This is a genomic window from Piscinibacter lacus (assembly GCF_016735685.1).
GTDB lineage: Bacteria > Pseudomonadota > Gammaproteobacteria > Burkholderiales > Burkholderiaceae_C > Aquariibacter > Aquariibacter lacus.
Genome location: NZ_JAERRA010000001.1, coordinates 1,551,808 through 1,574,073, shown reverse-complemented (window position 1 = coordinate 1,574,073; position 22,266 = coordinate 1,551,808). Strand labels below are relative to the sequence as shown.

Annotated in this window: 20 protein-coding genes; 4 read left to right on the top strand and 16 right to left on the bottom strand. The window is 70.5% G+C overall.

All coding sequences use genetic code 11. The annotated features are described in order from the left end of the window. Positions 1 to 17: 17 nt before the first annotated feature. From JI742_RS07180 to hrpA, 3 genes are read right to left on the bottom strand one after another with little or no spacing between them, the layout of a single operon-like run. Positions 18 to 908, bottom strand: coding sequence for a DMT family transporter (locus JI742_RS07180; protein ID WP_201825075.1), 891 nt, complete (start codon positions 906 to 908; stop codon positions 18 to 20). 6 nt (positions 909 to 914) lie between these two features. Next, entirely contained in the window at positions 915 to 1,481 is a 567-nt protein-coding gene (gene pgsA / locus JI742_RS07175) for a CDP-diacylglycerol--glycerol-3-phosphate 3-phosphatidyltransferase (protein ID WP_201825074.1), read from the bottom strand. Positions 1,482 to 1,511: 30 nt separating this feature from the next. Further along, positions 1,512 to 5,801, bottom strand: a complete 4,290-nt coding sequence (gene hrpA / locus JI742_RS07170) for an ATP-dependent RNA helicase HrpA (RefSeq protein WP_434057635.1) — start codon at positions 5,799 to 5,801, stop codon at positions 1,512 to 1,514. A 92-nt stretch (positions 5,802 to 5,893) separates the two neighbouring features. Between hrpA and argA the strand changes: the two genes are divergently transcribed. From argA to JI742_RS07150, 4 genes are all read left to right on the top strand, one after another. Next, entirely contained in the window at positions 5,894 to 7,282 is a 1,389-nt protein-coding gene (argA, locus tag JI742_RS07165; RefSeq protein WP_201825072.1) for an amino-acid N-acetyltransferase, read from the top strand. A gap of 67 nt (positions 7,283 to 7,349) precedes the next feature. Next, entirely contained in the window at positions 7,350 to 7,622 is a 273-nt protein-coding gene (locus tag JI742_RS07160) for an oxidative damage protection protein (RefSeq protein WP_201825071.1), read from the top strand. 120 nt (positions 7,623 to 7,742) lie between these two features. Continuing rightward, the gene (locus tag JI742_RS07155; protein WP_201825069.1) at positions 7,743 to 8,792 is read left to right on the top strand and encodes an extracellular solute-binding protein; all 1,050 of its coding nucleotides are present in this window, start codon (positions 7,743 to 7,745) and stop codon (positions 8,790 to 8,792) included. A 193-nt stretch (positions 8,793 to 8,985) separates the two neighbouring features. Next, a complete protein-coding gene (locus JI742_RS07150; RefSeq protein WP_201825068.1) occupies positions 8,986 to 9,324 on the top strand; it encodes an H-NS histone family protein in 339 nt (112 codons plus the stop codon). Positions 9,325 to 9,399: 75 nt separating this feature from the next. Here the strand turns inward: JI742_RS07150 and JI742_RS07145 are convergent, their stop codons facing one another. From JI742_RS07145 to frr, 13 genes are all read right to left on the bottom strand, one after another. Further along, the gene (locus JI742_RS07145) at positions 9,400 to 10,182 is read right to left on the bottom strand and encodes a TrmH family RNA methyltransferase (RefSeq protein WP_201825067.1); all 783 of its coding nucleotides are present in this window, start codon (positions 10,180 to 10,182) and stop codon (positions 9,400 to 9,402) included. Beyond that, positions 10,179 to 10,865, bottom strand: a complete 687-nt coding sequence (gene rnhB, locus JI742_RS07140; RefSeq protein ID WP_201825066.1) for a ribonuclease HII — start codon at positions 10,863 to 10,865, stop codon at positions 10,179 to 10,181. The genes JI742_RS07145 and rnhB overlap by 4 nt, the downstream gene beginning before the upstream one ends. 13 nt (positions 10,866 to 10,878) lie before the next feature. After that, positions 10,879 to 12,009: a lipid-A-disaccharide synthase gene (gene lpxB, locus JI742_RS07135; RefSeq protein WP_201825065.1), complete on the bottom strand. Its 1,131-nt coding sequence runs from the start codon at positions 12,007 to 12,009 to the stop codon at positions 10,879 to 10,881. Between the two features lie 39 nt (positions 12,010 to 12,048). Further along, positions 12,049 to 12,837, bottom strand: coding sequence for an acyl-ACP--UDP-N-acetylglucosamine O-acyltransferase (gene lpxA / locus JI742_RS07130; RefSeq protein WP_201825064.1), 789 nt, complete (start codon positions 12,835 to 12,837; stop codon positions 12,049 to 12,051). A gap of 23 nt (positions 12,838 to 12,860) precedes the next feature. Beyond that, on the bottom strand, positions 12,861 to 13,298 hold the full coding sequence (gene fabZ / locus JI742_RS07125) for a 3-hydroxyacyl-ACP dehydratase FabZ (protein WP_201825063.1): 438 nt from the start codon (positions 13,296 to 13,298) through the stop codon (positions 12,861 to 12,863). A gap of 2 nt (positions 13,299 to 13,300) precedes the next feature. Continuing rightward, positions 13,301 to 14,461, bottom strand: coding sequence for a UDP-3-O-(3-hydroxymyristoyl)glucosamine N-acyltransferase (lpxD, locus tag JI742_RS07120; RefSeq protein ID WP_201825062.1), 1,161 nt, complete (start codon positions 14,459 to 14,461; stop codon positions 13,301 to 13,303). A 40-nt stretch (positions 14,462 to 14,501) separates the two neighbouring features. Then, positions 14,502 to 15,017: an OmpH/Skp family outer membrane protein gene (locus JI742_RS07115; RefSeq protein WP_201825061.1), complete on the bottom strand. Its 516-nt coding sequence runs from the start codon at positions 15,015 to 15,017 to the stop codon at positions 14,502 to 14,504. Continuing rightward, a complete protein-coding gene (gene bamA / locus JI742_RS07110; RefSeq protein ID WP_201825060.1) occupies positions 15,017 to 17,272 on the bottom strand; it encodes an outer membrane protein assembly factor BamA in 2,256 nt (751 codons plus the stop codon). The genes JI742_RS07115 and bamA overlap by 1 nt, the downstream gene beginning before the upstream one ends. 101 nt (positions 17,273 to 17,373) lie before the next feature. Beyond that, positions 17,374 to 18,750: an RIP metalloprotease RseP gene (gene rseP, locus JI742_RS07105; protein ID WP_201825059.1), complete on the bottom strand. Its 1,377-nt coding sequence runs from the start codon at positions 18,748 to 18,750 to the stop codon at positions 17,374 to 17,376. Between the two features lie 15 nt (positions 18,751 to 18,765). After that, on the bottom strand, positions 18,766 to 19,950 hold the full coding sequence (locus JI742_RS07100; protein ID WP_201825057.1) for a 1-deoxy-D-xylulose-5-phosphate reductoisomerase: 1,185 nt from the start codon (positions 19,948 to 19,950) through the stop codon (positions 18,766 to 18,768). A gap of 26 nt (positions 19,951 to 19,976) precedes the next feature. Then, entirely contained in the window at positions 19,977 to 20,843 is an 867-nt protein-coding gene (locus JI742_RS07095) for a phosphatidate cytidylyltransferase (RefSeq protein ID WP_201825055.1), read from the bottom strand. 13 nt (positions 20,844 to 20,856) lie between these two features. Next, a complete protein-coding gene (gene uppS, locus JI742_RS07090; protein ID WP_236676820.1) occupies positions 20,857 to 21,651 on the bottom strand; it encodes a polyprenyl diphosphate synthase in 795 nt (264 codons plus the stop codon). A gap of 43 nt (positions 21,652 to 21,694) precedes the next feature. Then, entirely contained in the window at positions 21,695 to 22,255 is a 561-nt protein-coding gene (gene frr, locus JI742_RS07085) for a ribosome recycling factor (protein ID WP_201825053.1), read from the bottom strand. Positions 22,256 to 22,266: the final 11 nt, after the last annotated feature.

The following is a 22,266-nucleotide window of genomic DNA, read 5'->3' as shown; positions in this document are numbered from 1 at the left end:
CGCGGGCAGGCCGGGCCTCAGCGCGCGGCGCGCTGCACCAGGGCCACGCCGGCTGCCGTCAGCGCGGTGCCGACCAGCACGTCCAGGCCCAGCGGCTCGCCGAAGAGCACGGCGGCCATCAGGGCGGTGGTCGGCGGCACGAGGTAGAGCCAGCTCGTCACCGCGGCGGCCGCGCCGCGCTGGATCATCATGTAGAGCAGGCTGCTGGCGCCCAGCGTCAGGCCCAGGACGGACCAGGCCAGGGCGCCGACCATCTCTGGATGCCAGTCGATGGGCGCCGTCTCCAGCGCCGCCAGCGGCAGCGTGGCCGCAAGCGCGGCCAGCATCTGCACGCAGCCGGCGGTGCGCGCATCGCAGGGCGCCACGAATCGCTTCTGGTAGAGCGTGCCGACGGTGATCGAGGCCAGGGCCAGGAGGGCCATCAGCAGATTGGGCCCGTTCACCTCGCCCTGCCCCAGCTTGCGGCCCACCACCAGCGCCAGGCCGGCCAGGCCCAGGGCCAGGCCCGCCCACTGCAGCGGCGCGACCCGACCGCCATCGCCCGGCGCACCGCGCGAAGCCAGCCACAGCGCCGTCAGCACCGGCTGCAGGCCGACGATCAGCGCCACCGCACCCGCGCCCAGCCCCAGCCGCACGGCGGCCCACACCCCGCCCAGGTAGCCGGCCTGCATCAAGAGGCCGGTCACGGCCAGATGCCCCCAGGCCGCCCGGCCCTGCGGCCAGCGCGCACCGCTCAGCCCGATCCAGACGCCGAAGCAGGCGATCGACAGGGCATAGCGCCAGCTCAGGAAACCCATCGGCGGGGCATGCGGCATGCCGTAGCGCGCGACGATGAAGCCCGTGCTCCAGATCAGCACGAAGACCGCCGGCACGACGCGCCAGACGGCGCCCGGGGAGACAAGGCGCATCCGGCCTCAGCGCGCCTTGGCGCGGATCTCCGGCAGCGCCTTCTGCAGGTAATAGACCATCGACCAGATCGTCAGCGCGGCGGCCACCAGGATCAGCAAGGTGCCCCAGAAGCGCGTGTCGATCGCGTCGAACAGCCGGCCGTCGTAGAGCAGGAAGGGGATGGCCACCATCTGCACCATCGTCTTGAGCTTGCCGACCATGTGCACCGCCACGCTGCCCGAGGCGCCGATCTGCGCCATCCATTCACGCAGCGCGGAGATCGCGATCTCCCGACCGATGATCACCAGCGCCACCAGCGCATGCAGCCGGCCCAGGTGCACCAGCACCAGCAGGGCCGCGCAGACCAGGAACTTGTCCGCCACCGGATCCAGGAAGGCGCCGAAGGACGAGGTCAGGTTCATCCGCCGCGCCAGCCAGCCATCGGCCCAGTCCGTCAGCGCCACCACGATGAACAGCCCGGTCGCCCAGACGTTCTGCGTGACCACCTCGATCGGCAGGTAGAACAGGCCCACGATCAGCGGGATGGCGACGATGCGCGCCCAAGTGAGGGCGGTGGGCAGGTTGAAGAACATGGGGGCATTGTGGGGTACGCGCCAGCGCCCTCACCCCTCCAACTGCCCCCAGGCCTTTTCCAAGCGCTTGACGCTGACCGGCTGCGGGGTGCGCAGCTCCTGGGCGAAGAGGCTGATGCGCAGTTCCTCCAGCAGCCAGCGGTATTCCTGCAGGCGGGCGTCGCTGGCGCCCTTGCGCTCGGCCAGGCGGCGCCACAGGCGCTGTTCCAGCGGGCGCAGCTCGGCAAGCTTCTGGGCGTCGCGCGGCGGATCGGCGCGGCATTTATCCAGGCGAAGCTGCACGCCCTTGAGGTAGCGCGGCAGGTGCTGCAGCGCCGTCCAGGGGTGGTCGTCGAGGAAGCGCTTGCCGACGAGGCGGCCGAGCTGGGTGGCGGCGTCCTCAGCCACGTCCTTGGGCGGATTGCGGTCCTTGAGCTTGCGCAGGGCCAGGGCGTGTTCCTGCAGGATGGTCAGACCCAGGCGGGCCACTTCCTGCGCGATCAGCACCAGGCGCGGCCGGCCTTCGGCCAGGCGGGCGGCGAAGCTCGCAGCGTCGGCGGGCAGGGGATCGGCCAGGAATGCGCGCTCGATGGCCAGACCGAGCAGCATGGCCTTGAGCTCATCGGCTGAGCCCAGCGGCATGTAGGCCACGCCCATTTCGACCAGGCCGGGAAGCTGGCGCTCCAGCGCGCGCAGCGGCTCCTTGAGCTGCAGGGCGAAGAGGCGGCGCAGGCCCTTGCGGTGGGCGGCGGCGGCGGTGTCGGGCTCGTCGAAGACGGCGATCTCGACATGGCTGGCCTTGTCCAGCACGGCGGGGAAGCCGATCAGCGTCTGGCCGCCACGGCCGGGTTCACGCAGCTCCATCAGCTCGGGCAGGGTGCCGAAGGTCCACGCGGTGTGGCGGGCGCTGGCAGCAGGCATGGGGGGCGCCGCAGCGGCGGGCGGGGCTGCTGCTGCGGCGACGCGGCGGGCGCCGCCGGCCGAGGGGCCAGCGACTGCGGCCCCTGCGGGCGCGGAGGACGGGGCGGACGCGGCCTCGGGCGCCGGCGCCGCCACCGCGCCGGCCAGCTTCAGCGCCGCCAGGGCCTGGAAGGCGTGGCGGGCCTGGCCGCCGAACTCGGCCTTCAGCGCCGCCAGGTGACGGCCCATGCCGAGCTGGCGGCCGTGCTCGTCCACCACGCGCAGGTTCATGAACAGATGCGGCGGGAGCTGGTCGAGCTTGAAGTCGGCCTTCTGCACGGCAAGCTGGCTGCGCTCGCGCACGGCGGCCAGCAGGGCATCGAGCAGCGGGCCTTCGCCGAAGGGCGTCAGCTCGCAGAACTCGGCCGCGAAGGCGGGCAGGGGCACCAGGCGCGAGCGCGGGCGCTGCGGCAGGCTCTTGAGCAGGGCCAGCACCTTGGCCTCCAGCATGCCGGGCACCAGCCAGTCGCAGCGGGCCTCGCTGGCCTGGTTCAGGGCCACCAGCGGCAGGCTGACGGTCACGCCGTCCTTGGGGTCGCCGGGCTGGTGCAGGTAGTCGACCTTGCAGTCGATGCCGCCCAGGCGCAGGGTCTTGGGGAAGGCCGCGGTGGTGATGCCGGCGGCCTCGTGGCGCATCAGCTCCTCGCGGCTGAGCATCAGCAGCCTGGGGTTGGCGCGCACGGCCTCGCGGTACCAGCGCTCGAAGCTGGCGCCGCTGGCCACCTCGGCGGGCAGGTGCTGCTCGTAGAAGGCTTCGATCAGGGCCTCGTCGACCAGCACGTCCTGGCGGCGGGCCTTGTGCTCCAGCTGCTCGACCTGCTCGATCAGCTTGCGGTTGTGGGCCAGGAAGGGCAGGCGGCGCTCCCAGTCGGCCGGCACCTCGCCCTGCACCAGGGCCTCGCGCAGGAAGATCTGCCGGGCAGCGGGCAGGTCGAGGCGCGCATAGTTCACGCGCTTGTTGTTGTAGACGACCAGGCCGTAGAGGGTGGCGCGCTCCAGGGCGACCACCTCGGCGGCCTTCTTCTCCCAGTGCGGTTCCAGCAACTGGGTCTTGAGCAGGTGGCCGGCCACTTGGGGCAGCCAGGTCGGGTCGATGGCGGCCAGGCCGCGGGCGAAGAGCCGGGTGGTCTCGACCAGCTCGGCCGCGACGATCCAGCGGCCGGGCTTCTTGCTCAGGTGCACGCCGGGATGGCGCCAGAACTTGATGCCGCGCGCGCCGAGAAACCAGTCTTCGTCCTCGCTCTTGCAGCCCACATTACCCAGCAGGCCGGTCAGCAGCGCCAGGTGGATCTGCTCGTAGCTGGCCGGCGTGGGGTTCAGGCGCCAGCCCTGCTCGGTGACGACTGTGAGCAACTGGCTGTGGATGTCGCGCCACTCGCGCACGCGGCGCGGGCTGATGAAGTGCTCACGCAGCCGGTTCTCCTGCTGGCGGTGGCTGAGCTTGTGGCTGGGCGCGGCAGGCGTGGGCAGGGCCGGCACGCGACGCGCGCCGGGGGCCGACTCCGCAGCCGGCGACGTAGCCGCCGGGGCGGCCAGGGCATGGCCGCGGCCTTCCTCGATGAACTGCCACAGCTTCAACAAGCCGACGAACTCGGAGCGTTCGTCGTCGAACTTCTTGTGCTTCTCGTCGGCAGCCTGCTGCTGCTCGATGGGCCGGTCGCGCACGTCCTGCACCGAAAGCGCGGCGGCGATCACCAGCACCTCGGCCAGGCTCTGGCGCTCGCGCGCGGCCAGGATCATGCGGCCCACGCGCGGGTCCAGCGGCAGGCGGGCCAGCTCGCGGCCGATGGCGGTGAGCTGGTTGGCCTCGTCCACCGCGCCCAGCTCGGCCAGCAGGGCGTAGCCGTCGACGATGGCCTTCTTGGGCGGCGCTTCCAGGAAAGGAAAAGCCTCGACATCGCCCAGCTTGAGCGACTTCATCCGCAGGATCACGCCGGCCAGCGAGCTGCGCAGGATCTCCGGGTCGGTGAAGCGCGAGCGGCCGCTGAAATCGGCCTCGTCATACAGCCGGATGCAGATGCCGTTGGCGACCCGGCCGCAGCGGCCGGCGCGCTGGTTGGCTGCCGCCTGGCTGATCGGCTCCAGCAGCAACTGCTCGACCTTGTTGCGGTAGCTGTAGCGCTTGACGCGGGCCAGGCCGGTGTCGATGACGTAGCGGATGCCGGGCACCGTCAGCGAGGTCTCGGCCACATTGGTGGCCAGCACGATGCGTTTGCGCCCGCCGCTGTGGAAGACGCGGTCCTGCTCCTCGGCCGAAAGGCGGGCGAAGAGCGGCAGGATGTCCGCGTCGCGGTGCGCGGGCTGGTGGCTCAGGTGCTTGCGCAGGTGCTCGGCGGCCTCGCGGATCTCGCGTTCGCCAGGCAGGAAGACGAGGATGTCGCCGCCGGCCGAGGCGCCGCCGCGCCAGAGTTCGTCGACCGCGTCGGCGATGGCCTCGTGCAGCTCGCGGTCCTTCGGTTCACGGCGCTCGCTGGGCTCGGGCTTGGCTTCGGGCTTCTTCGGGGCCTCGCCTGGCTTGGCAGTCGCCGGGGCCTTGTCGTCGAAGATCGGCCGCCAGCGCTGCTCGACCGGGTAGAGCCGGCCGCTGACGGTGAGCACCGGCGCAGGAACGAACGTCTGCCCCCACGCTCCTCGCTCCGGCTCGTCGCTGCCCCCCGAGGGGGCGCCGTCCGGCTTGGGGCGGCCCGGCGCCGGACGGGTGCTTCCAAAGTGCCGCGCGAAGCGGTCCGCATCGATGGTGGCCGAGGTGACGATCACCTTCAGGTCCGGCCGCTTCGGCAGGATCTGCCGCAGGTAGCCGAGCAGGAAGTCGATGTTCAGGCTGCGCTCGTGGGCCTCGTCGATGATGAGGGTGTCGTAGGCCAGCAGCAGCGGGTCGGTCTGCGTCTCGGCCAGCAGGATGCCGTCGGTCATCAGCTTGACGCTGGCCCCGGGCTGCAGCCGATCCTGGAAGCGCACCTTGTAGCCCACCACCTCGCCCAGCGGCGTGCCCAGCTCCTCGGCGATGCGCTTGGCCACGCTGCTGGCGGCGATGCGCCGCGGCTGGGTGTGGCCGATCAGGCGCGGGCGCTCGCCCGGCCGGGCGTTGGCGGCGCCGCGGCCCAAGGCCAGCGCGATCTTGGGCAACTGGGTGGTCTTGCCCGAGCCGGTCTCGCCGCAGACGATGACGACCTGATGGTCGCGGATCGCGGCGGCAATCTCCTCGCGCCGGCCCGAAACCGGCAGGCTTTCGGGAAAGGTGATGGGCGGCAGCGGCGTGGGCGCGGGGCGGGTGGCCGCGGCAGCGGCGTCTCGCGGATGCGGCGGGCGGGCCGGGCGCTCGGCGCGCGGGGCGGCGGGGGCCGCCTCGGGGGCGGAAAGGTCGGGGGGCAAGGTCTTCACGGGCGGCGGATTATCCCGGGCGGCCCCGACCCGGCCGCCCGGACGGGGCAACCCCCTGCGGCACAATCCCCGCTGCCTGTTTCCCGCCCCCAATGGATCTCGTCTTCCCGCACACCTTCGTCCCCTGGTTCCGCTCGGTCGCGCCCTACATCCATGCGCACCGCGGCAAGACCTTTGTGGTGGCCATTGCCGGGGAGCTGATCGCCGCGGGCAAGCTCGCCCACTTCGCCCAGGACCTTTCCCTGCTGCAAGCCATGGGCGTGCGCGTGGTGCTGGTGCATGGTTTCCGGCCGCAGGTGGAAGAGCAACTCCAGGCCAAGGGCCATCCCTCGCGCTTCAGCCACGGCATGCGGGTGACCGATGCCGTGGCGCTGGACTGCGCGCAGGAAGCCGCCGGCCAATTGCGCTACGAGATCGAGGCCGCCTTCTCGCAAGGCCTGCCGAACACGCCCATGGCCGGCTCCTCGGTGCGGGTGGTGTCGGGCAACTTCATCACGGCCCGGCCGGTCGGCATCGTCGACGGCCTGGATTTCATGCACACCGGCTTCGTCCGCAAGATCGATGCGGCCGGCATCCGCCGAGTGATCGACTTCGGCGCGATGGTGCTGCTCTCGCCCTTCGGTTTCTCGCCGACCGGCGAGGCCTTCAATCTCAGCATGGAAGACGTCGCCACCAGCGCCGCGATCGCGCTGCAGGCCGACAAGCTGCTCTTCGTGACCGAGGTGCGCGGCATCCCGCAATTGATCGGCCGCGGCCCGGCGGCGGTGGCCATCCAGGCCGGCCATGCGGTGGCCGCCGCCGACGACACCGAGATCGACCAGGAACTGGCCCTGGCCGATGCCGAAAAACTGCTGGCCGCCCTGCCCAACCCGGTGCAGCCCACCGACACGGCCTTCTACTTGCAGCATGCGGTGAAGGCTTGCCGGCACGGCGTGGAACGCGTGCACATCCTGCCCTTCGCGGTCGACGGCGCGCTGCTGATGGAAGTTTTCACGCACGACGGTGTCGGCACCATGATCGTCGACGAGAAACTGGAGAGCCTGCGCGAGGCGAATGCCGACGACCTCGGCGGCATTCTTCAGCTGATCGAGCCCTACGAGCGGGATGGCACGCTGGTGAAGCGCGACCGCACGGAAATCGAGCGCGACATCGGCCACTACACGGTGATCGAGCACGACGGCGTGATCTTCGGCTGCGCCGCGCTTTACCCCTATCCCGAGCGCAACACCGGCGAAATGGCGGCGCTGACCGTCAGCGACCATGTGCAGGGCCAGGGCGACGGCGAACGTATTCTCAAGCGAATTGAGCAGCGTGCCCGCGCGATGGAACTGGCCAGTATTTTCGTGCTGACCACCCGGACCATGCACTGGTTCATCAAGCGGGGTTTCGTGCCGGTCGATCCCGACTGGCTGCCCGAAGCCCGCAAGCGCAAGTACAACTGGGACCGCCGCTCGCAAGTGCTGGTCAAGCCCCTGAAGTGAACCGGGTCGTCGCAACGACGACCAACCGGTCTGTTTTTTCTGCCCCCTCGACCCTGGAGATCTCAAGATGGCCCGCACCGTCCACTGTGTGCTGCTCAAGAAAGAGGCTGACGGCCTGGATTACGCGCCCTACCCGGGCGAACTGGGTGCACGGATTTATGCCGGTGTGAGCAAGGAAGCCTGGGCGCAATGGCTCAAGCACCAGACCATGCTCGTCAATGAAAACCGGCTGAATCTGGCCGATGCGCGCGCGCGGCAGTACCTGGCGCGGCAAATGGAGCGCTTCTTCTTCGGCGAGGGCGTGGACCAGCCCGCCGGCTTCGTGCCGCCGAGCGCCTGACGGTGGCAAGGCGCGGGGCGGCACCGCCCCTGCGCTGTGCGAGGGTTGGCGGATAGTGGACGCGAATCATTCTTGTTTGGCTCTACAATCGCGGTCATCCTGACCCGACCCGGAGCCCTCATGTCCTTCTCCCCCCGCGCCCTCGTCCACGGCCTGGCCGCTGCCCTGCTGGCCACGACCACGGCCTCGGCGATGGCGCAGCAAGCGCAGCTCAACCTCTATTCCGCACGGCATTACCAGACCGACGAAGCGCTCTACGCCGACTTCGAGCGCAGCACCGGCATCAAGATCAACCGCATCGATGCCGACGATGCCGGCATCCTGGCCCGCCTGAAAAGCGAGGGCGCGGCCAGCCCGGCCGATGTGATCCTGCTGGTCGATGCTGCCCGCCTGGCGCGTGCCGAAGCCGAGGGGCTGTTCCAGCCGGTGGCCTCGGCCACGCTCAGCCAGCGCATTCCCGCCAAGTTGCGCGGAGCCGACAGCGGCCAGGGTTCGGCCTGGTTTGGTTACTCCACCCGGGCGCGGGTGATCGTCTACAACAAGGCCAGCGTCCAGCGCGACGACGTCGACACCTACGAGGAACTCGGCGAGGCGAAGAACAAGGGCCGGGTCTGCACCCGCTCGGGCTCGCACCCCTATAACCTCTCGCTGTTCGGCGCCATGCTTGATCACCTGGGCACGGAAAAGACCGAGGCCTGGCTGAAAGGCCTGGTCGGCAACATGGCGCGCGACCCCAAGGGCGGCGACACCGACCAGATCAAGGCCGTGGCCAGCGGCGAATGCAGCGTCGGCCTGAGCAACAGCTACTACCTGGCGCGACTGATGCGATCGACCAAGCCGGAGGACCGCGCCGTGGTCGAGAAGGTCGGCGTGGTCTTCCCCAACCAAGCCAGCTGGGGCACGCACATCAACATTGCCGGGGGCGCGATGGCACGCCATGCGAAGAACCGCGAGGCCGCCGTCAAGTTCCTGGAGTACCTTGCCAGCGATTCCGCCCAGGTCTATTTCGCCAACGGCAACAATGAGTACCCGGTGGTCGCCGGGGTGAAGGCGGGCAATCCCGCCCTCGACGCACTCGGGCCGTTCAAGCAAGAGCTTCTGCCGATCGCCGTGATCGGCCGCAATGCGATCACCGTGCAGCAGATGCTGGACCGCGTCGGCTACAAGTGATTTCCCGGGCGCGATTCCCGCCCCCGACCCTGACAACCCGGCTCCGGCCGGGTTGTTTCATTTGAGCATCCAGCCCGAACTTCATGGCGTAAATCACACTGAAGATTCCGGGTTTGCGCAAAGTTGTCTAGAATCTGCGCAGCCGTGTTGGGCGGCACACAAGAATGGTCAAGCAAATTTTAGGAGCCAGAACATGAACAGCGTGCAGGATCTCGTTCGCCAGCGGGATGAACTCGCCCGGCAGCAGCAGGAACTCAACCAGCAGATCGAAGCGGCCCGCCGCAGCGAACGCGCCGGCGTGATTGCCCAGATCAAGGCCCTGATGGCCGAGCACGGCGTGACCCTGGCTGAGCTGGGCAGCGGCAAGCCGGCCCGGGGTTCGGCCAAGGCGGCTGGCTCGACCGGCTCGAAGGTTGCCCCCAAGTACCGTCACCCGGACAGTGGCGAAACCTGGAGCGGCCGCGGCCTGAAGCCGAAGTGGCTGCAAGCGGAAATCGCGGGCGGCAAGTCGCTCGACGATTTCAAGATCTGAGCGGCAAACGCCGAAACAACAAAGGGCTCTGCGGGGCCCTTTTTCCATGCTGCGGGCCGTGCGCGGCCCCGTAGCTCAGCCCGCGCCGCGAACCTGGGATTCGTAGAAGCAGATCGCGGCCGCCGCGGCGACATTGAGCGACTCCTCGCCACCCGGCTGGGGAATGCGCAGCGTCAGCGCACAGGCCTGCAACAGGGCCGGCTGCACGCCCTGCCCTTCATGGCCCAGCACCCAGGCCAGGGGCCGCGGCAGGGCTTGGCGGCCGAGCACGGCCTCGGCATGCGGGCTGGTGGCCACCAGCGGCAGGCCGAGCGCGAGCAAGTCCTCGGCCGCCAGCCCTTCGACCAGATGCAGGCCGAAATGCGCGCCCTGCCCGGCCCGCAGCACCTTGGGCGACCACAGCGCCGCCGTGCCCTTGAGTGCCAGCACCTGGCCGATGCCCAGGGCCGCGGCGCTGCGCAGCATGCTGCCGACATTGCCGGCGTCCTGCACGCGGTCGAGCACAAGGGTGTCCCGGTCGGCGCGCGGCGCCGCCGGCGGCGGCGTGTCGATCAGCAGACCCAGGGCGGCCGGCGATTCCAAGCCGCTGAGCTGCGCGAAGAGCTTGTCTTCCACGATCGCGCAGCGCGCCGCCGCCTCGGCCAGGGCGCGCAGCGCAGGCCGCTGCGTCCAGGCACTGCGGGCGATCAAGGCCTGCTGCGCGCGACCGCCGCGGGCCAGCAGCGCGCTGCACAGGTGCTCGCCCTCCAGCCAGACCTGACCGAGCTTGCGGTAGGCCGCCGGATCCTGGGCCAGCTTGCGCAGGCGCTGGATCAGCGGGTTGTCGCGGGCGCTGATCTCGACCGGCGCGGCCCTCATCGCAAGCCCTCCATGGCCCCGTGGGCGGGATCGCCCGGGCGGATGGCCGCAGCCTCCCGCACCGGCGCGAAGCTGCGGCGATGCGCTGCGCAGGGCCCGTGGGCTTGCAGCGCGGCCAGATGGCCCGGCGTGGGATAGCCCTTGTGCACGGCAAAGCCGTAGGCTGGATGGGCGGCATCCAGGTCCAGGCAGAGCCGGTCGCGGTGCACCTTGGCCAGGATGGACGCGGCGGAGATGGCCGGCACCTTGGCATCGCCCTTGACGATGGCCTGGGCCGGCATGGTCAGCCGTGGCAGGCGGTTGCCGTCGACCTGCACGCGCGCGGGCCTGAGCCGCAGGCCGGCGACCGCGCGCTGCATGGCCAGCAGGGTGGCTTGCAGGATGTTGAGCCGGTCGATCTCCTCGACGCTGGCCTCGGCGATGCAGCAGCTCAGGGCCTGGCCGCGGATCTGGTCGAACAGGGCCTCGCGGCGGGCCGGCGAGAGCAGCTTGGAATCGCCCAGGCCGGCGATGGGCGCCTCGGGGTCAAGGATGACCGCGGCAGCCACCACCGGCCCGGCCAGCGGGCCGCGGCCAGCCTCGTCCACCCCGGCGAGCAGGCCATGGGTGATCCACGGAAAGTCGAGCTGCGCCGGGGCGGCGGCCGGCGCAGCAGGCGTGGCACGGGTGCGGCGGGGGGCCATGGTCCGGGGCGATTCAGGCGCCGAGCAGCTCGCCCAGCGCGCCAGCGGCGGCGCGGGCGGTGTCGCGGCGCAGGCTGAGGTGCAGGTCGGTGAAGCGCTCGGCCAGGCGGGCGCAGGCGGCCGGATCGTCCAGCCAGCGCAGGGTGGCGGTGGCCAGGGCCTCGGGCGTCATGGCCTGCTGCAGCAGCTCGGGCACCACGAAATCGCCAGCCAGGATGTTGGGCAGCCCCACCCAGGGCTGGTAGGCCATGCGCTTCATCAGCGCCCAGTTCAGGCTGGCCATGCGGTAGCCGATGACCATGGGGCGCTTGAACAGCGCGGCCTCCAGCGTGGCGGTGCCGCTGGCGATGATGAGGCTGTCGCTGGCGGCCATCACCTCGTGCGAGCGGCCGTCGAGCAGCTGCACCGCACCCGCTGCACCGGCCGCGGCCAGCGCTTCCTCGACCAGGCCGCGCAGGCCGGGCGCCACCGGCAGCAGCAGCTTCAGGCCCGGGCGGGCCGCCTGCAGGCGCCGGCCCGCAGCGGCGAAGGCCGCGGCATTGAAGCGCACCTCGCTGCGCCGGCTGCCGGGCAACAGGCCGACGACGGTGTCGCCTTCGGCCAGGCCCAGCGCGGCGCGGGCGGCAGCCCGGGGCGGATCGAGCGGCAGGGCATCGGCCAGCGGGTGGCCGACATAGCTGGCCGCGATGCCCGACTTCGCGAGCAGCGCGGGCTCGAAGGGAAAGAGGCAGAGCACATGGTCGGCCGCCGCCGCGATGGCCTTGACGCGGCCGCCCCGCCAGGCCCAGATCGAGGGACAGACGAAGTGCACAGTCGGCAGGCCGGCCTGCTTGAGGCGGGTCTCCAGGCCGAGGTTGAAGTCGGGCGCGTCGATGCCGATGAAGGCCGCGGGGCGCGCGTCGAGCAGGCGATCGCCCAGCTCGCGGCGCATCTTCACCAGGGGCAAGTAGACCTTCAGCGCATCGACGAAACCGTGCACCGCCAGGCGCTCGGCCGGCCACCAGCTTTGCAGGCCCTCGGCCTGCATCCGGGGGCCGCCGATGCCGACGCTTGAGAGCGCCGGCCAGCGCGCGCGCAGGCCCTGCATCAGCAGGCCGCCGAGCAGGTCGCCCGAGGCCTCGCCGGCCACCATGCCGAGCTTCATCGGGCGGGAATCGTCAAAGAGTGCGTCGCGCGCCGCGGCTCAGCGCACGATGCCGCGGGTGGAGCCGGCGAGGAAGGCGAGCATGGCCTCGACCTCGGCATCGCCCCCCTCGACCGCGCCGCGCAGGCCGCCGATCTCGGCCACGGCATCGGCCAGGCTCAGGCCCTTGCGGTAGAGGATGCGGTGGATCTGCTTGAGCTGGGCCAGGCGTTCGGGGCTGTAGCCGCGGCGGCGCGGGCCTTCCAGGTGCGGGCTCTGCGCCTGGGCCGGGTTGCCGGCCGCGACGATGAAGGGCGGCAGGTCCTGCGACAGCCGGGTCTGGAAGCCGACCATGGCGAAATCGCCGATGCGCACGAACTGGTGGATGCCGCTCAGGCCGCCGATCAGGGTGGCGTTGCCGACCTCGACATGACCGGCGAACTGCACCGAGTTCGCGATCACGTTGTCGTCACCCAGCCGGCAATCGTGCGCCAGGTGCACATAGGCCATGATCCAGTTGCGGTGGCCGACCTGGGTCAGCCCGCCCGCCCCGACCACGCCAAGGTTGAAGGTGCAGAACTCGCGGAGGGTGTTGCCGTCGCCGATGCGCAACTCGGTCGGCTCGCCGGCGTACTTCTTGTCCTGCGGCACCGCGCCCAGCGAGCAGAACTGGAAGATGCGGTTGTCGCGGCCGATCGTGGTGTGGCCCTCGATCACGCAGTGCGGGCCGATCGTCGTGCCCTCGCCCACCACCACATGCGGGCCGATGATCGAGTAAGGCCCGACGCTGACCGACGAATGCAGGGTGGCCGCCGGGTCGACGATGGCGGTGGGATGGATCTGGGCCATGCCGAAGCTCCGCGGTCCGGGGTTCAGGCGATGCTGCGCATCGTGCACATCAGCGCGGCTTCGACGGCGAGCTCGCCATCGACCAGGCCACGCGCCTTGAACTTGTGGATGCCGGCGCGGATGCGGTCGACCTCGACCTCCAGGATGAGCTGGTCGCCGGGCTCGACCGGGCGCTTGAAGCGCGCGCCATCGATGCCGACGAAGTAGATGACCTTGTCGTCGCTTGCGCTCTCGCCTTCGCCGGAAAAGCTCAGCAGCGCCGCCGCCTGGGCCAGGGCTTCGAGCATCAGCACACCCGGCATCACCGGGCGGTGCGGGAAGTGGCCGAGGAAGAAGGGTTCGTTGATCGAGACGTTCTTGAGCGCCTTGATGCGCTTGCCGCATTCAACTTCCAGCACGCGGTCCACCAGCAGGATGGGGTAACGGTGCGGGAGCTTCTTCAGGATGGTGTGAATGTCCATCGTCATGATGCGTCGGGCGCTGCGGGTGGCGCCGTGGGGGTCGCGGAGACCGTGGGGGAAGGATCGGAGGCCGGCTCGCCGAGCCGTGCCTCCAGGGCACGCACCCGCTCGCGCAGGCGGTGGAGCTGACGCAGGGTGACGGCGTTCTTCTCCCAGGACCGATTGTCATCGAGCGGAAAGAAGCCGGTGTACTGGCCGGGGGTGTCGAGCGAGCGGCTCACGGTGCTCTGGGCCGACACATGCACATCGTCGGCGATGCGCAGGTGGCCCAGCACGCCAGCGCCGCCCCCGATGGTGCAGCGCGCGCCGACCACCGTGCTGCCGGCAATCGCCGAGCAGCCGGCCATGGCCGTGTGCTCGCCGAGCTGCACGTTGTGGGCGATCTGGATCAGGTTGTCGAGCTTCACGCCGTCGCCGATCACGGTGTCGCCCAAAGCGCCGCGGTCGATGCAGGTGTTGGCGCCGATCTCGACCGCATCGCCGATGCGGACCGCGCCGAGCTGCTCGATCTTCACGTAGCCCTGCTTGGTCGGCGCGAGGCCGAAGCCGTCGGCACCGATCACCACGCCGCTGTGCAGCAGGCCGTCGGCACCGATCACGCAATCAAAACCCACCACCACCTGCGGCGCCAGCCGCGTGCGGGCGCCGATGCGGGCCTGGCGGCCGATGTGGCATTGCGCGCCGATGACTGCATTTGCGCCGATCTCGGCGCCGGCCTCGATCACCGCCAGCGCACCAATCGACACGCCCACCCCCAGCCGGGCCGTCGGGTCGACCACCGCGGTCGGATGCACCCCGGGCGCAGGAGCCGGTCGCGTGCGTGCCGCCCACCACTGGGTCAGGCGGGCGAAGGCGTGATAAGGGTCGGCCGTGAGCAGCGCGGTGCAGCCCGCAGGCAGCGCATCCCGGGCCGCGGGCGCCAGGATGACGGCCCCTGCGCGGGTGGCGGCAAGCAGGCTGCGGTAGCGGGGATTGGCCAGGAAGCTGATGGCCTGCGGGCCGGCTCGGTCGAGCGGCTCGATGGCGCGCAGTCTGCGCGCACCTTCGCCTTCGATCTGCACCATGTGCGGGCCGCCCAGGGCGTTTTGCAGCACCGCCGCCAGTTCGGCCGCCGAGACCACAAAGATCTCCGGCAGCGGGAGCCCCTCGGAGCCTGTGGCCATGCGGTTCATCGTCCGATCGCGCCCGTCTGCCGGGCGCCGGTCACTTGCTCGCGCCGCTGTTGAGCGACTTGATGACCTTGTCGGTGATGTCGATGCGCGGACCGGCGAAGACGGCTTCCTGAAGGATCAGGTCGTACTTCTCGGTCTCGAAGATCTGCTTGATGACCTTGTTGGCGCGATCGACGACCTGGGCCAGTTCTTCGTTCTTGCGCTGGTTCAGGTCTTCCTGGAACTCGCGGCGCTTGCGGGCGAAGTCGCGGTCCTGCTCTTGCAGCTCGCGCTGACGGCGACCACGCTCTGATTCGCTGAGCGTGGGGGCGTCCTTCTCAAGCTTCTCGGACGCGGTTTTCAGGCGGCTGGCGGTGTCGGCGAGTTCCTTCTCGCGGCGACCGAATTCGGTCTCGAGCTTGGTCTGTGCGGCCTTGGCCGGCGCAGCTTCGCGCAGCACGCGCTCGCTGTTGACATAGCCGATCTTCAGTTCCTGGGCTGCGCCGACGTGCAGGCTGGCCGCCAGGGCGGCTGCGGCAACGAGCGTGCGGGGGAGATTCATCTTCATCAGAACGCAGTCCCGATCTGGAATTGAAAGCGCTGGATTCTATCTTGGGGGAACTTGCGGATCGGCACCCCCAAGCTGACCTTCAGCGGGCCGACCGGCGAGATCCACGACAGGCCCAGGCCCGCCGCCGCGCGCAGGGAGCTGAACTCGATGGATTCGTCCTCGGCCCACACATTGCCCGCATCGACCCAGCCGAAGATGCGCAGGGTGCGGTCGTTGCCGGAACCCGGCACCGGCACGTAGAACTCGCTGTTGAGGTTCAGGCGCCGCGTGCCGCCGGTGTATGCGCCGGTCACGTCGATCGGGCCGAGCGAGCCCTGGTCGAAACCGCGCACCGAGCCCAGGCCTCCGCCGAAGAAGTTCTTGAAGACCGGGAAGGGCTTGCCGCCCAGGCCCTTGCCGTAGCCGAACTCGGCATTCAGGCCCAGGGTGTAGAGCTTGCCGAAGGGCACCCACTGCTGGAACTGGTAGTTGCTGCGGATGTAGCGGGTGTCCAGCGCGATGCCCCATTCGGCATTGAAGCGCTGGTAGCGGCCGCTGGTCGGCACCAGGGCCGAGTCGCGGCCATCGCGTTGCCAGCCCAGGGTCAGCGGCAGGCTGGCGCTGGTCTCGCCGAACTGCTCTCGGAAGAGAAGGAAGCTGTTGGGCAGCAGCAGGCCGGACTCGATCGTCGTGCGCTCGGCACCGATGCCAAAGAAGACCGTGTCGAGTTCGGTGAAAGGCACGCCGAAGCGCACCGCACCGCCCTGGGTGACGAAGCGGTAGGACTCGCCCTGGCTGTTCACCGGCCGCTGGGTGCGGAAGTAGAGATCGATGGCGCGCGAGACCCCATCGGCGGTGAAGTAGGGATCGACCGTGCTGAGCACGATGGTCCGGTTGAACTTGCCGGTGTTGAGCTCCAGCCCCAGGTAGTTGCCGGTGCCGAAGATGTTGTCCTGGCGGATGCCGAAGGTGAAGGTGATCTTCTCCGCGCTGGAGAAACCGGCGCCAAGCTGGATGTTGCCGGTGGCCTTCTCGGTGACCTTGGCGGTCAGGTCGACCTGGTCGGGCGCGCCGGGCACCTCGGCGGTATCCACCTCGACCTGGCTGAAGTAGCCGAGCCGGTCGATGCGATCGCGCGAGAGCTTGATCTTGCGGCCGTCGTACCAGGAGGACTCGAACTGCCGGAACTCGCGGCGGATCACCTCGTCGCGGGTGCGCTCGTTGCCCGCCACATTGACGCGGCGCACGTAGACGCGCTGCGAGGGCTGGCCGGCGATGACCACCGCCACCCGGCCGCTGGCGCGGTCGACCTCGGTGCGCGGCTCGATGCGCGCGAAGGCGTAGCCGAAATTGCCGTAGAGCTCGCCGAAGCGGCGGTTGGTCTCGGCCACATCCTCGGCACGGTAGGGCGCGCCGGGCTTGATCGTCACGCGCTGCTTGAACTCCTCGTCGCGGCCGAGGAAGTCGCCCTCCAGCCGCACGCTGGTCACGGTGTAGGGCTGGCCCTCGCTCACATTGATGGTGATCGAGATGCGCTGCTTGTCCGGCGTGATCGCGACCTGGGTGGAGTCGACGTTGAACTCCAGGTAGCCGCGGTTCAGGTAGTAGGCGCGCAGCGCTTCCAGGTCGGCATTGAGCTTGACGCGCGAATAACGGTCGGTCTTGGTGTACCAGGTCAGCCAGCCACCGGTGGTGGATTCGATCTGCTTGAGCAATTCCTTCTCGGAGAAGGCCTTGCTGCCGAGGATGCGGATCTCGCCGATCTGGGCGACCTCGCCCTCGACCACATTGAAGCTGACGTTGACGCGGTTGCGCTCGACCGGGGTGATGGTGGTGATGACCTCGGCGCCATACAGGCTGCGCGTCAGGTACTGGCGCTTGAGCTCCTGCTCGGCGCGGTCGGCCAGGGCGCGGTCGAAGGGCCGGCCTTCGCCGATGCCGACGTCGCGCAGCGACTTCAGCAGGGCGTCCTTGTCGAATTCCTTCAGGCCGGTGAACTCCACCGCGGCGATGAGCGGACGCTCCTCGACGATGACGACGACGACGTCTCCTTCCACCTCAATCCGCACGTCCTTGAACAGGCCGGTGGCGAAGAGCGCGCGCAGCGCGGCGGCAGCCTTCTCGTCGTTGTAGACATCGCCGATGCGGAAGGGCAGCGCGCCGAAGACGGTGCCGGCATCGGCCCGCTGCAGGCCCTCGACCCGGATGTCACGCAGGGCAAAGGGGTCGACGGCCAGGGCCGGCGTGGCGACCAGGGCCCAGGCCACCGCCATGGCGGCCAGGAGGGGACGCGGACGGACGGCGGGTCGGCTTGCGCGCGGAACCGCAAGCCCGCGCTGCGGCGCGAGAAAGGCTGACATGCGTGTGGAGGGGGTCAATGCTGGCCCAGCAAGCGGGCCAGGTCGTTGTAGAGGGCGAGGGACATCATCAGCGCCATGATGGCCAGCCCGCCGCGCTGCAGCCGGTCCAGCCACGCCTCGGAGATCGGCCGGCCGGTGAGGCCCTCGACAATGTAATACACCAGATGCCCGCCATCGAGCATGGGCAGGGGCAGCAGGTTGAGCACGCCCAGGCTGACGCTGACCAGGGCCAGGAAGCCGAGGAAGGGGATCAGGCCCGAGCGCGCCGTCTGGCCGGCCGCATCGGCAATCGTCAGCGGGCCGCTGAGGTTCTTGAGCGAGGCCTCGCCGATCAGCATGCGGCCGAGCATGCGCAGGCTGAGCACGGCCACTTCGACGGTGCGCTCGGCCCCCATCACCAGGGCATCCAGCGGCCCCTGGCGCAGCAGCACGAGCTCGGGCAGGCCGCCGACCAGGGCCTCGATGCGCGGCATCGGCGGGCCGCTCTCGGCACCCAGGCGGGGTTGCACGCTCAGGCTCAGCTCGCGGCCTTCGCGCTCGATCAGGAAGGTCAGCGCGCGCGGCGTGCCGCCCTCGACGACCGAGGCACGGATGCGCTCGCGAAGCTGCACGGCGTCAAGCACCGGCTCGCCGTCGATCGCCCGCACCAGATCGCCTTCGCGCAGGCCGGCCGCGGCGGCCGGACCCTCAGGCCGCGGCGTGCCGATGCGCGCCGCGCTGTAGGGGCCCGACAGGCCGATGCGCCGCCCCAGGCCGGCATCGACCTCGGACGCATCCAGGCCCGCCAGCAGCAGGTCCAGCTCGCGCCGGCCGCCCGGACCTTCCACCCGCACTTGCACGTTGTGCCCGTCCAGCGTCGCCTCGGTCAGGCGCCAGCGCAGGTCGGCATAGCTGGGCACCGGCTGCCAGGCGGCCTTGGTGGCCTCCGCAGGGCGGCTCGGGCGCAGGGCCAGCACCCGGTCGCCGGCTTGCAGGCCGGCCTGGGCCGCCAGGCTGCCGGGCTGCGGGCTGCCGAGCACCGGCAGGGCCTCCTCGATGCCGATCAGGTGCATCGATGCGTAGATCAGCACGGCCGTCAGCAGATTGACGGCCGGCCCGGCGGCGACGATGAAGGCCCGCTGCTTCAGCGGCTTGCGGTTGAAGGCGCGGGGCTGGTCGGCCGGATCGACAGCGCCCTCGCGCTCGTCGAGCATCTTCACGTAGCCGCCCAGCGGCAGCAGGGCCAGCACGAATTCGGTCTCGCCCCGCTGCCAGCGCAGCAGCGGCTTGCCGAAGCCGATGGAGAAGCGCAGCACCTTCACGCCACAGGCCCGGGCCGCGCGGTAGTGGCCCCACTCGTGGACCGTGACCAGCAGGCCGATGGTGAAGAGGAAGGCGAGGACGGTGCTCATGGGCGGCAGTGTCGCTCAGCCGCCCAGGCGCACGACCCGCTCGCCCGCCGCGGCGCGGGCGCGGGCATCCAGGGCCAGCAGGCCGTCGAGGCTGTCGGTCTCGCCGGCCGCCGGCGCGCAGGCCGCCAGCGTGTCGGCATTGACGGCATGGATCTGGTCGAAGCGGATGCGCCGGTCGAGGAATGCGGCCACCGCCACCTCGTTGGCGGCATTCAGCACGGCGGTGCTGCCGGCCGGGCCGGCGAGCGTGTCCCAGGCCAGTTGCAGGCCGGGGAAGCGGGCGGTGTCGACGGGCTCGAAGCTCAGCGCGGCGGCACGGCTCAAGTCCAGCGCCGGTGCGCCGCAGGCCACCCGTTCCGGCCAGGCCAGGCCGTAGGCGATGGGGCCGCGCATGTCCGGCGTGCCCATCTGCGCGAGCACCTGGCCGTCGCGGCAGACCACCATCGAATGCACGATGCTCTGCGGATGGATGAGCACGCGGATGCGCTCGGGCTGCAAGCCGAAGAGCCAGCGCGCCTCGATCACCTCCAGGGCCTTGTTCATCATGGTGGCCGAGTCGACCGAGATCTTGCGGCCCATGACCCAGTTGGGATGGGCCACGGCCTGCTCGGGCGTGACCTCGACCAGGGTCGCCGGGTCGCGCTGGCGGAAGGGGCCGCCCGAGGCCGTCAGCACGATGTGGTCGATGTGCGCATCCCAGTGCGCGCGATCCTGCGGCAGGCACTGGAAGACAGCGGAATGCTCGCTGTCGATGGGCAGCAGGGTCGCGCCGCCCTCGGCCACCGCCCGCATGAAGAGCGCACCACCGACGACCAGCGCCTCCTTGTTGGCCAGCAGCAGGCGCTTGCCGGCACGGGCCGCGGCCAAGCAGGGCGCCAGGCCGGCGGCGCCGACGATGGCGGCCATCACCGTGTCGACCTCGGGCAGCGCGGCGATGCGGGCGAGCGCATCCTCGCCGTCCAGCACCTCGGTGCCGGGCAGGTCGGCCAGTGCGGCGCGCAGGGCCTCGGCCTGGACGGCGGCCGGCATCACCGCATAGGCCGGGCGCCAGCGGCGGCATTGCGCGGCCAGCGCATCGACCCGGCTGGCCGCGCTGAGCGCGACCACCTGGAAGCGCTCGGGATGGCGGGCGATCACGTCGAGCGTGTTCTCGCCGATGGACCCGGTCGAGCCGAGGATGCAGACGCGCTGAAGGCTCATGCCGTGAGACAGGAAGGAGAAGGCGCTCAGGCTACCAGGGCCATGGCCACCGGCAGCACCGGCAGCAGGGCATCGATGCGGTCGAGCACGCCGCCGTGGCCGGGCAGCAGGCCGCTGGAATCCTTGACCCCCGCGCTGCGCTTGACCAGGGATTCGAAGAGGTCGCCGCTGACGCTGAGTGCCGTCAGCAGGGCCAGAGCCAGCACCAGCACCAGCGGGCCGTGGCGGTCGAGCAGCACGGTGTAGTAGCTCGGGCCGGCCGGGCCGAGCAGGCGGTCGGCGGCAATCCACAGCGCCGCCAGCAGGGCCACGCCTAGGGCGCCGCTCCACACGCCTTCCCAGCTCTTGCCCGGGCTGATGGCCGGGGCCAGCTTGCGGCGGCCGAAGCGTCGGCCGCCGAAATAGGCCGCGATGTCGGCCACCCACACCAGGGCCAGGAGGGACACGAGAAAGGCCAGGCCCTGGGCCCGCGCCGTCAGCAGGGCCAGGCCCGCGGCCCAGAGCATGGGCGCGCCCAGCAGCAGGCGCAGGCCTTGCGGCCAGGCCGGCCAGCGGGCCACGCCGCCACCCAGCACCTGCACCAGGCCCAGCACCCACAGGCCGGCCAGGCCCCACCACAGCGCAGGCGGTGCGGCGGGCAGGCCAGCGGCCGGGCCCGCGAACTGCGCCGCCTGCCAGCCCAGGCCGAGCACGGCCAAGCCCAGCCCCAGCACGACCAAGGCCAGGCCCGCCAGCCGCGGCTGCCGGCTGCCGTTGAGCCGGGCCCATTCCCAGCCCCCGGCGCCGACGATGGCCGCGCCGACCAGGGCCAGCGGCCACAGCGCCTGCGCCGCCATGGCCGGCAGCAGCACGGCCAGCAGCAGCACCGCGGTGATCACACGCTGGCGCAGCATGGCGGGTTCCGGCTCAACGCAACAGGGCCGAGGCGGGCAGGCCGGCCGGGTCGGGCGCATCACCCGCCGGGCCGCCGGCCGCCAGCGTCGTCACCCGGCCGAAGCGGCGCTCGCGGCGGGCATAGGCTTGCAGCGCGCGGTCCAGTTCCTCGGCATCGAAGTCGGGCCAGAGACAGTCGCTGAAATGCAGCTCGGCATAGGCGCTTTGCCACAGCAGGAAGTTGGACAGGCGAAGCTCGCCACCGGTGCGGATGAACAGGTCCGGGTCCGGTGCCTCATGCATGACAAGGCGGCGGGCCAGGCTGGCCTCGTCGATCGTCGCGGGGTCGACGCCCTCGGCGATCAAGCGCCGGCAGGCTTGAACGATGTCCCAGCGGCCACCGTAGTTGAAAGCGACATAGAGCTCGATGCGCTGGTTGTGGGCGGTGGCCGCTTCGATGGCATCCCAGGAGGCGATCACGCCGGCCGAGATGCCGCTGCGGTCGCCGACGATGCGCACCCGCACGCCCTCCTCGCGCAGGGCCGACATGTGCTTGGCCACCGCATTCATCATCAAGGCCATCAGGCCCGAGACCTCGTCCTCGGGCCGCTTCCAGTTCTCGCTGGAAAAAGCGAAGACGGTGAGGTGCCGCACGCCGCGGTCGGCGCAGGCGCGCACCGTGCGCACCAGGGCATCGACGCCGGCCTTGTGGCCGAAGACGCGGGGCATGAGCCGCTTGCGCGCCCAGCGCCCATTGCCATCCATGACGATGGCGACATGGCGGGGGATCGACGGGGAATCGGCTTCGCGCATCAAGGTCTCGTCCATGCCGCCCGGCGCAGCCGCGCCAGGCCGATAGGCCAGCAGGGGCTCAGACGGCCAGGATCTCGGCTTCCTTGCCCTGGATCAGCTTGTCGATCTCGGCAATGGTCTTGTCGGTCAGCTTCTGGATGTCCTCGGTCGAGCGACGCTCGTCGTCCTCGGGAATCAGCTTGTCCTTGAGCATCTTCTTGGCCTGCTCGTTGGCGTCGCGGCGCAGGTTGCGCACGGCCACCTTCGCATCCTCGCCGGCATTGCGCACGACCTTGGTCAGCTCCTTGCGGCGCTCCTCGGTCAGCGGCGGCATGGGCACGCGGATCAGGTCGCCCTGGCTGGCCGGGTTCAGGCCCAGGTCGCTCTCGCGGATGGCCTTCTCGATCTTCTGGCTCAGGCCCTTTTCCCAGGGCTGCACGCTGATCGTGCGGGCATCGAGCAGGCTGACGTTGGCCACCTGGCTGATCGGCACCATCGAGCCGTAGTACTCGACCTGCACCTGGTCGAGGATGCCCGGGTGGGCGCGGCCGGTGCGGATCTTGGTCAGCTCATGCTTGAAGGCCTCGATGGACTTGGCGCTTTTCTGCTCGAAGCTCTTCTTGATGTCGGCAATGCTCATGACGGAAACCT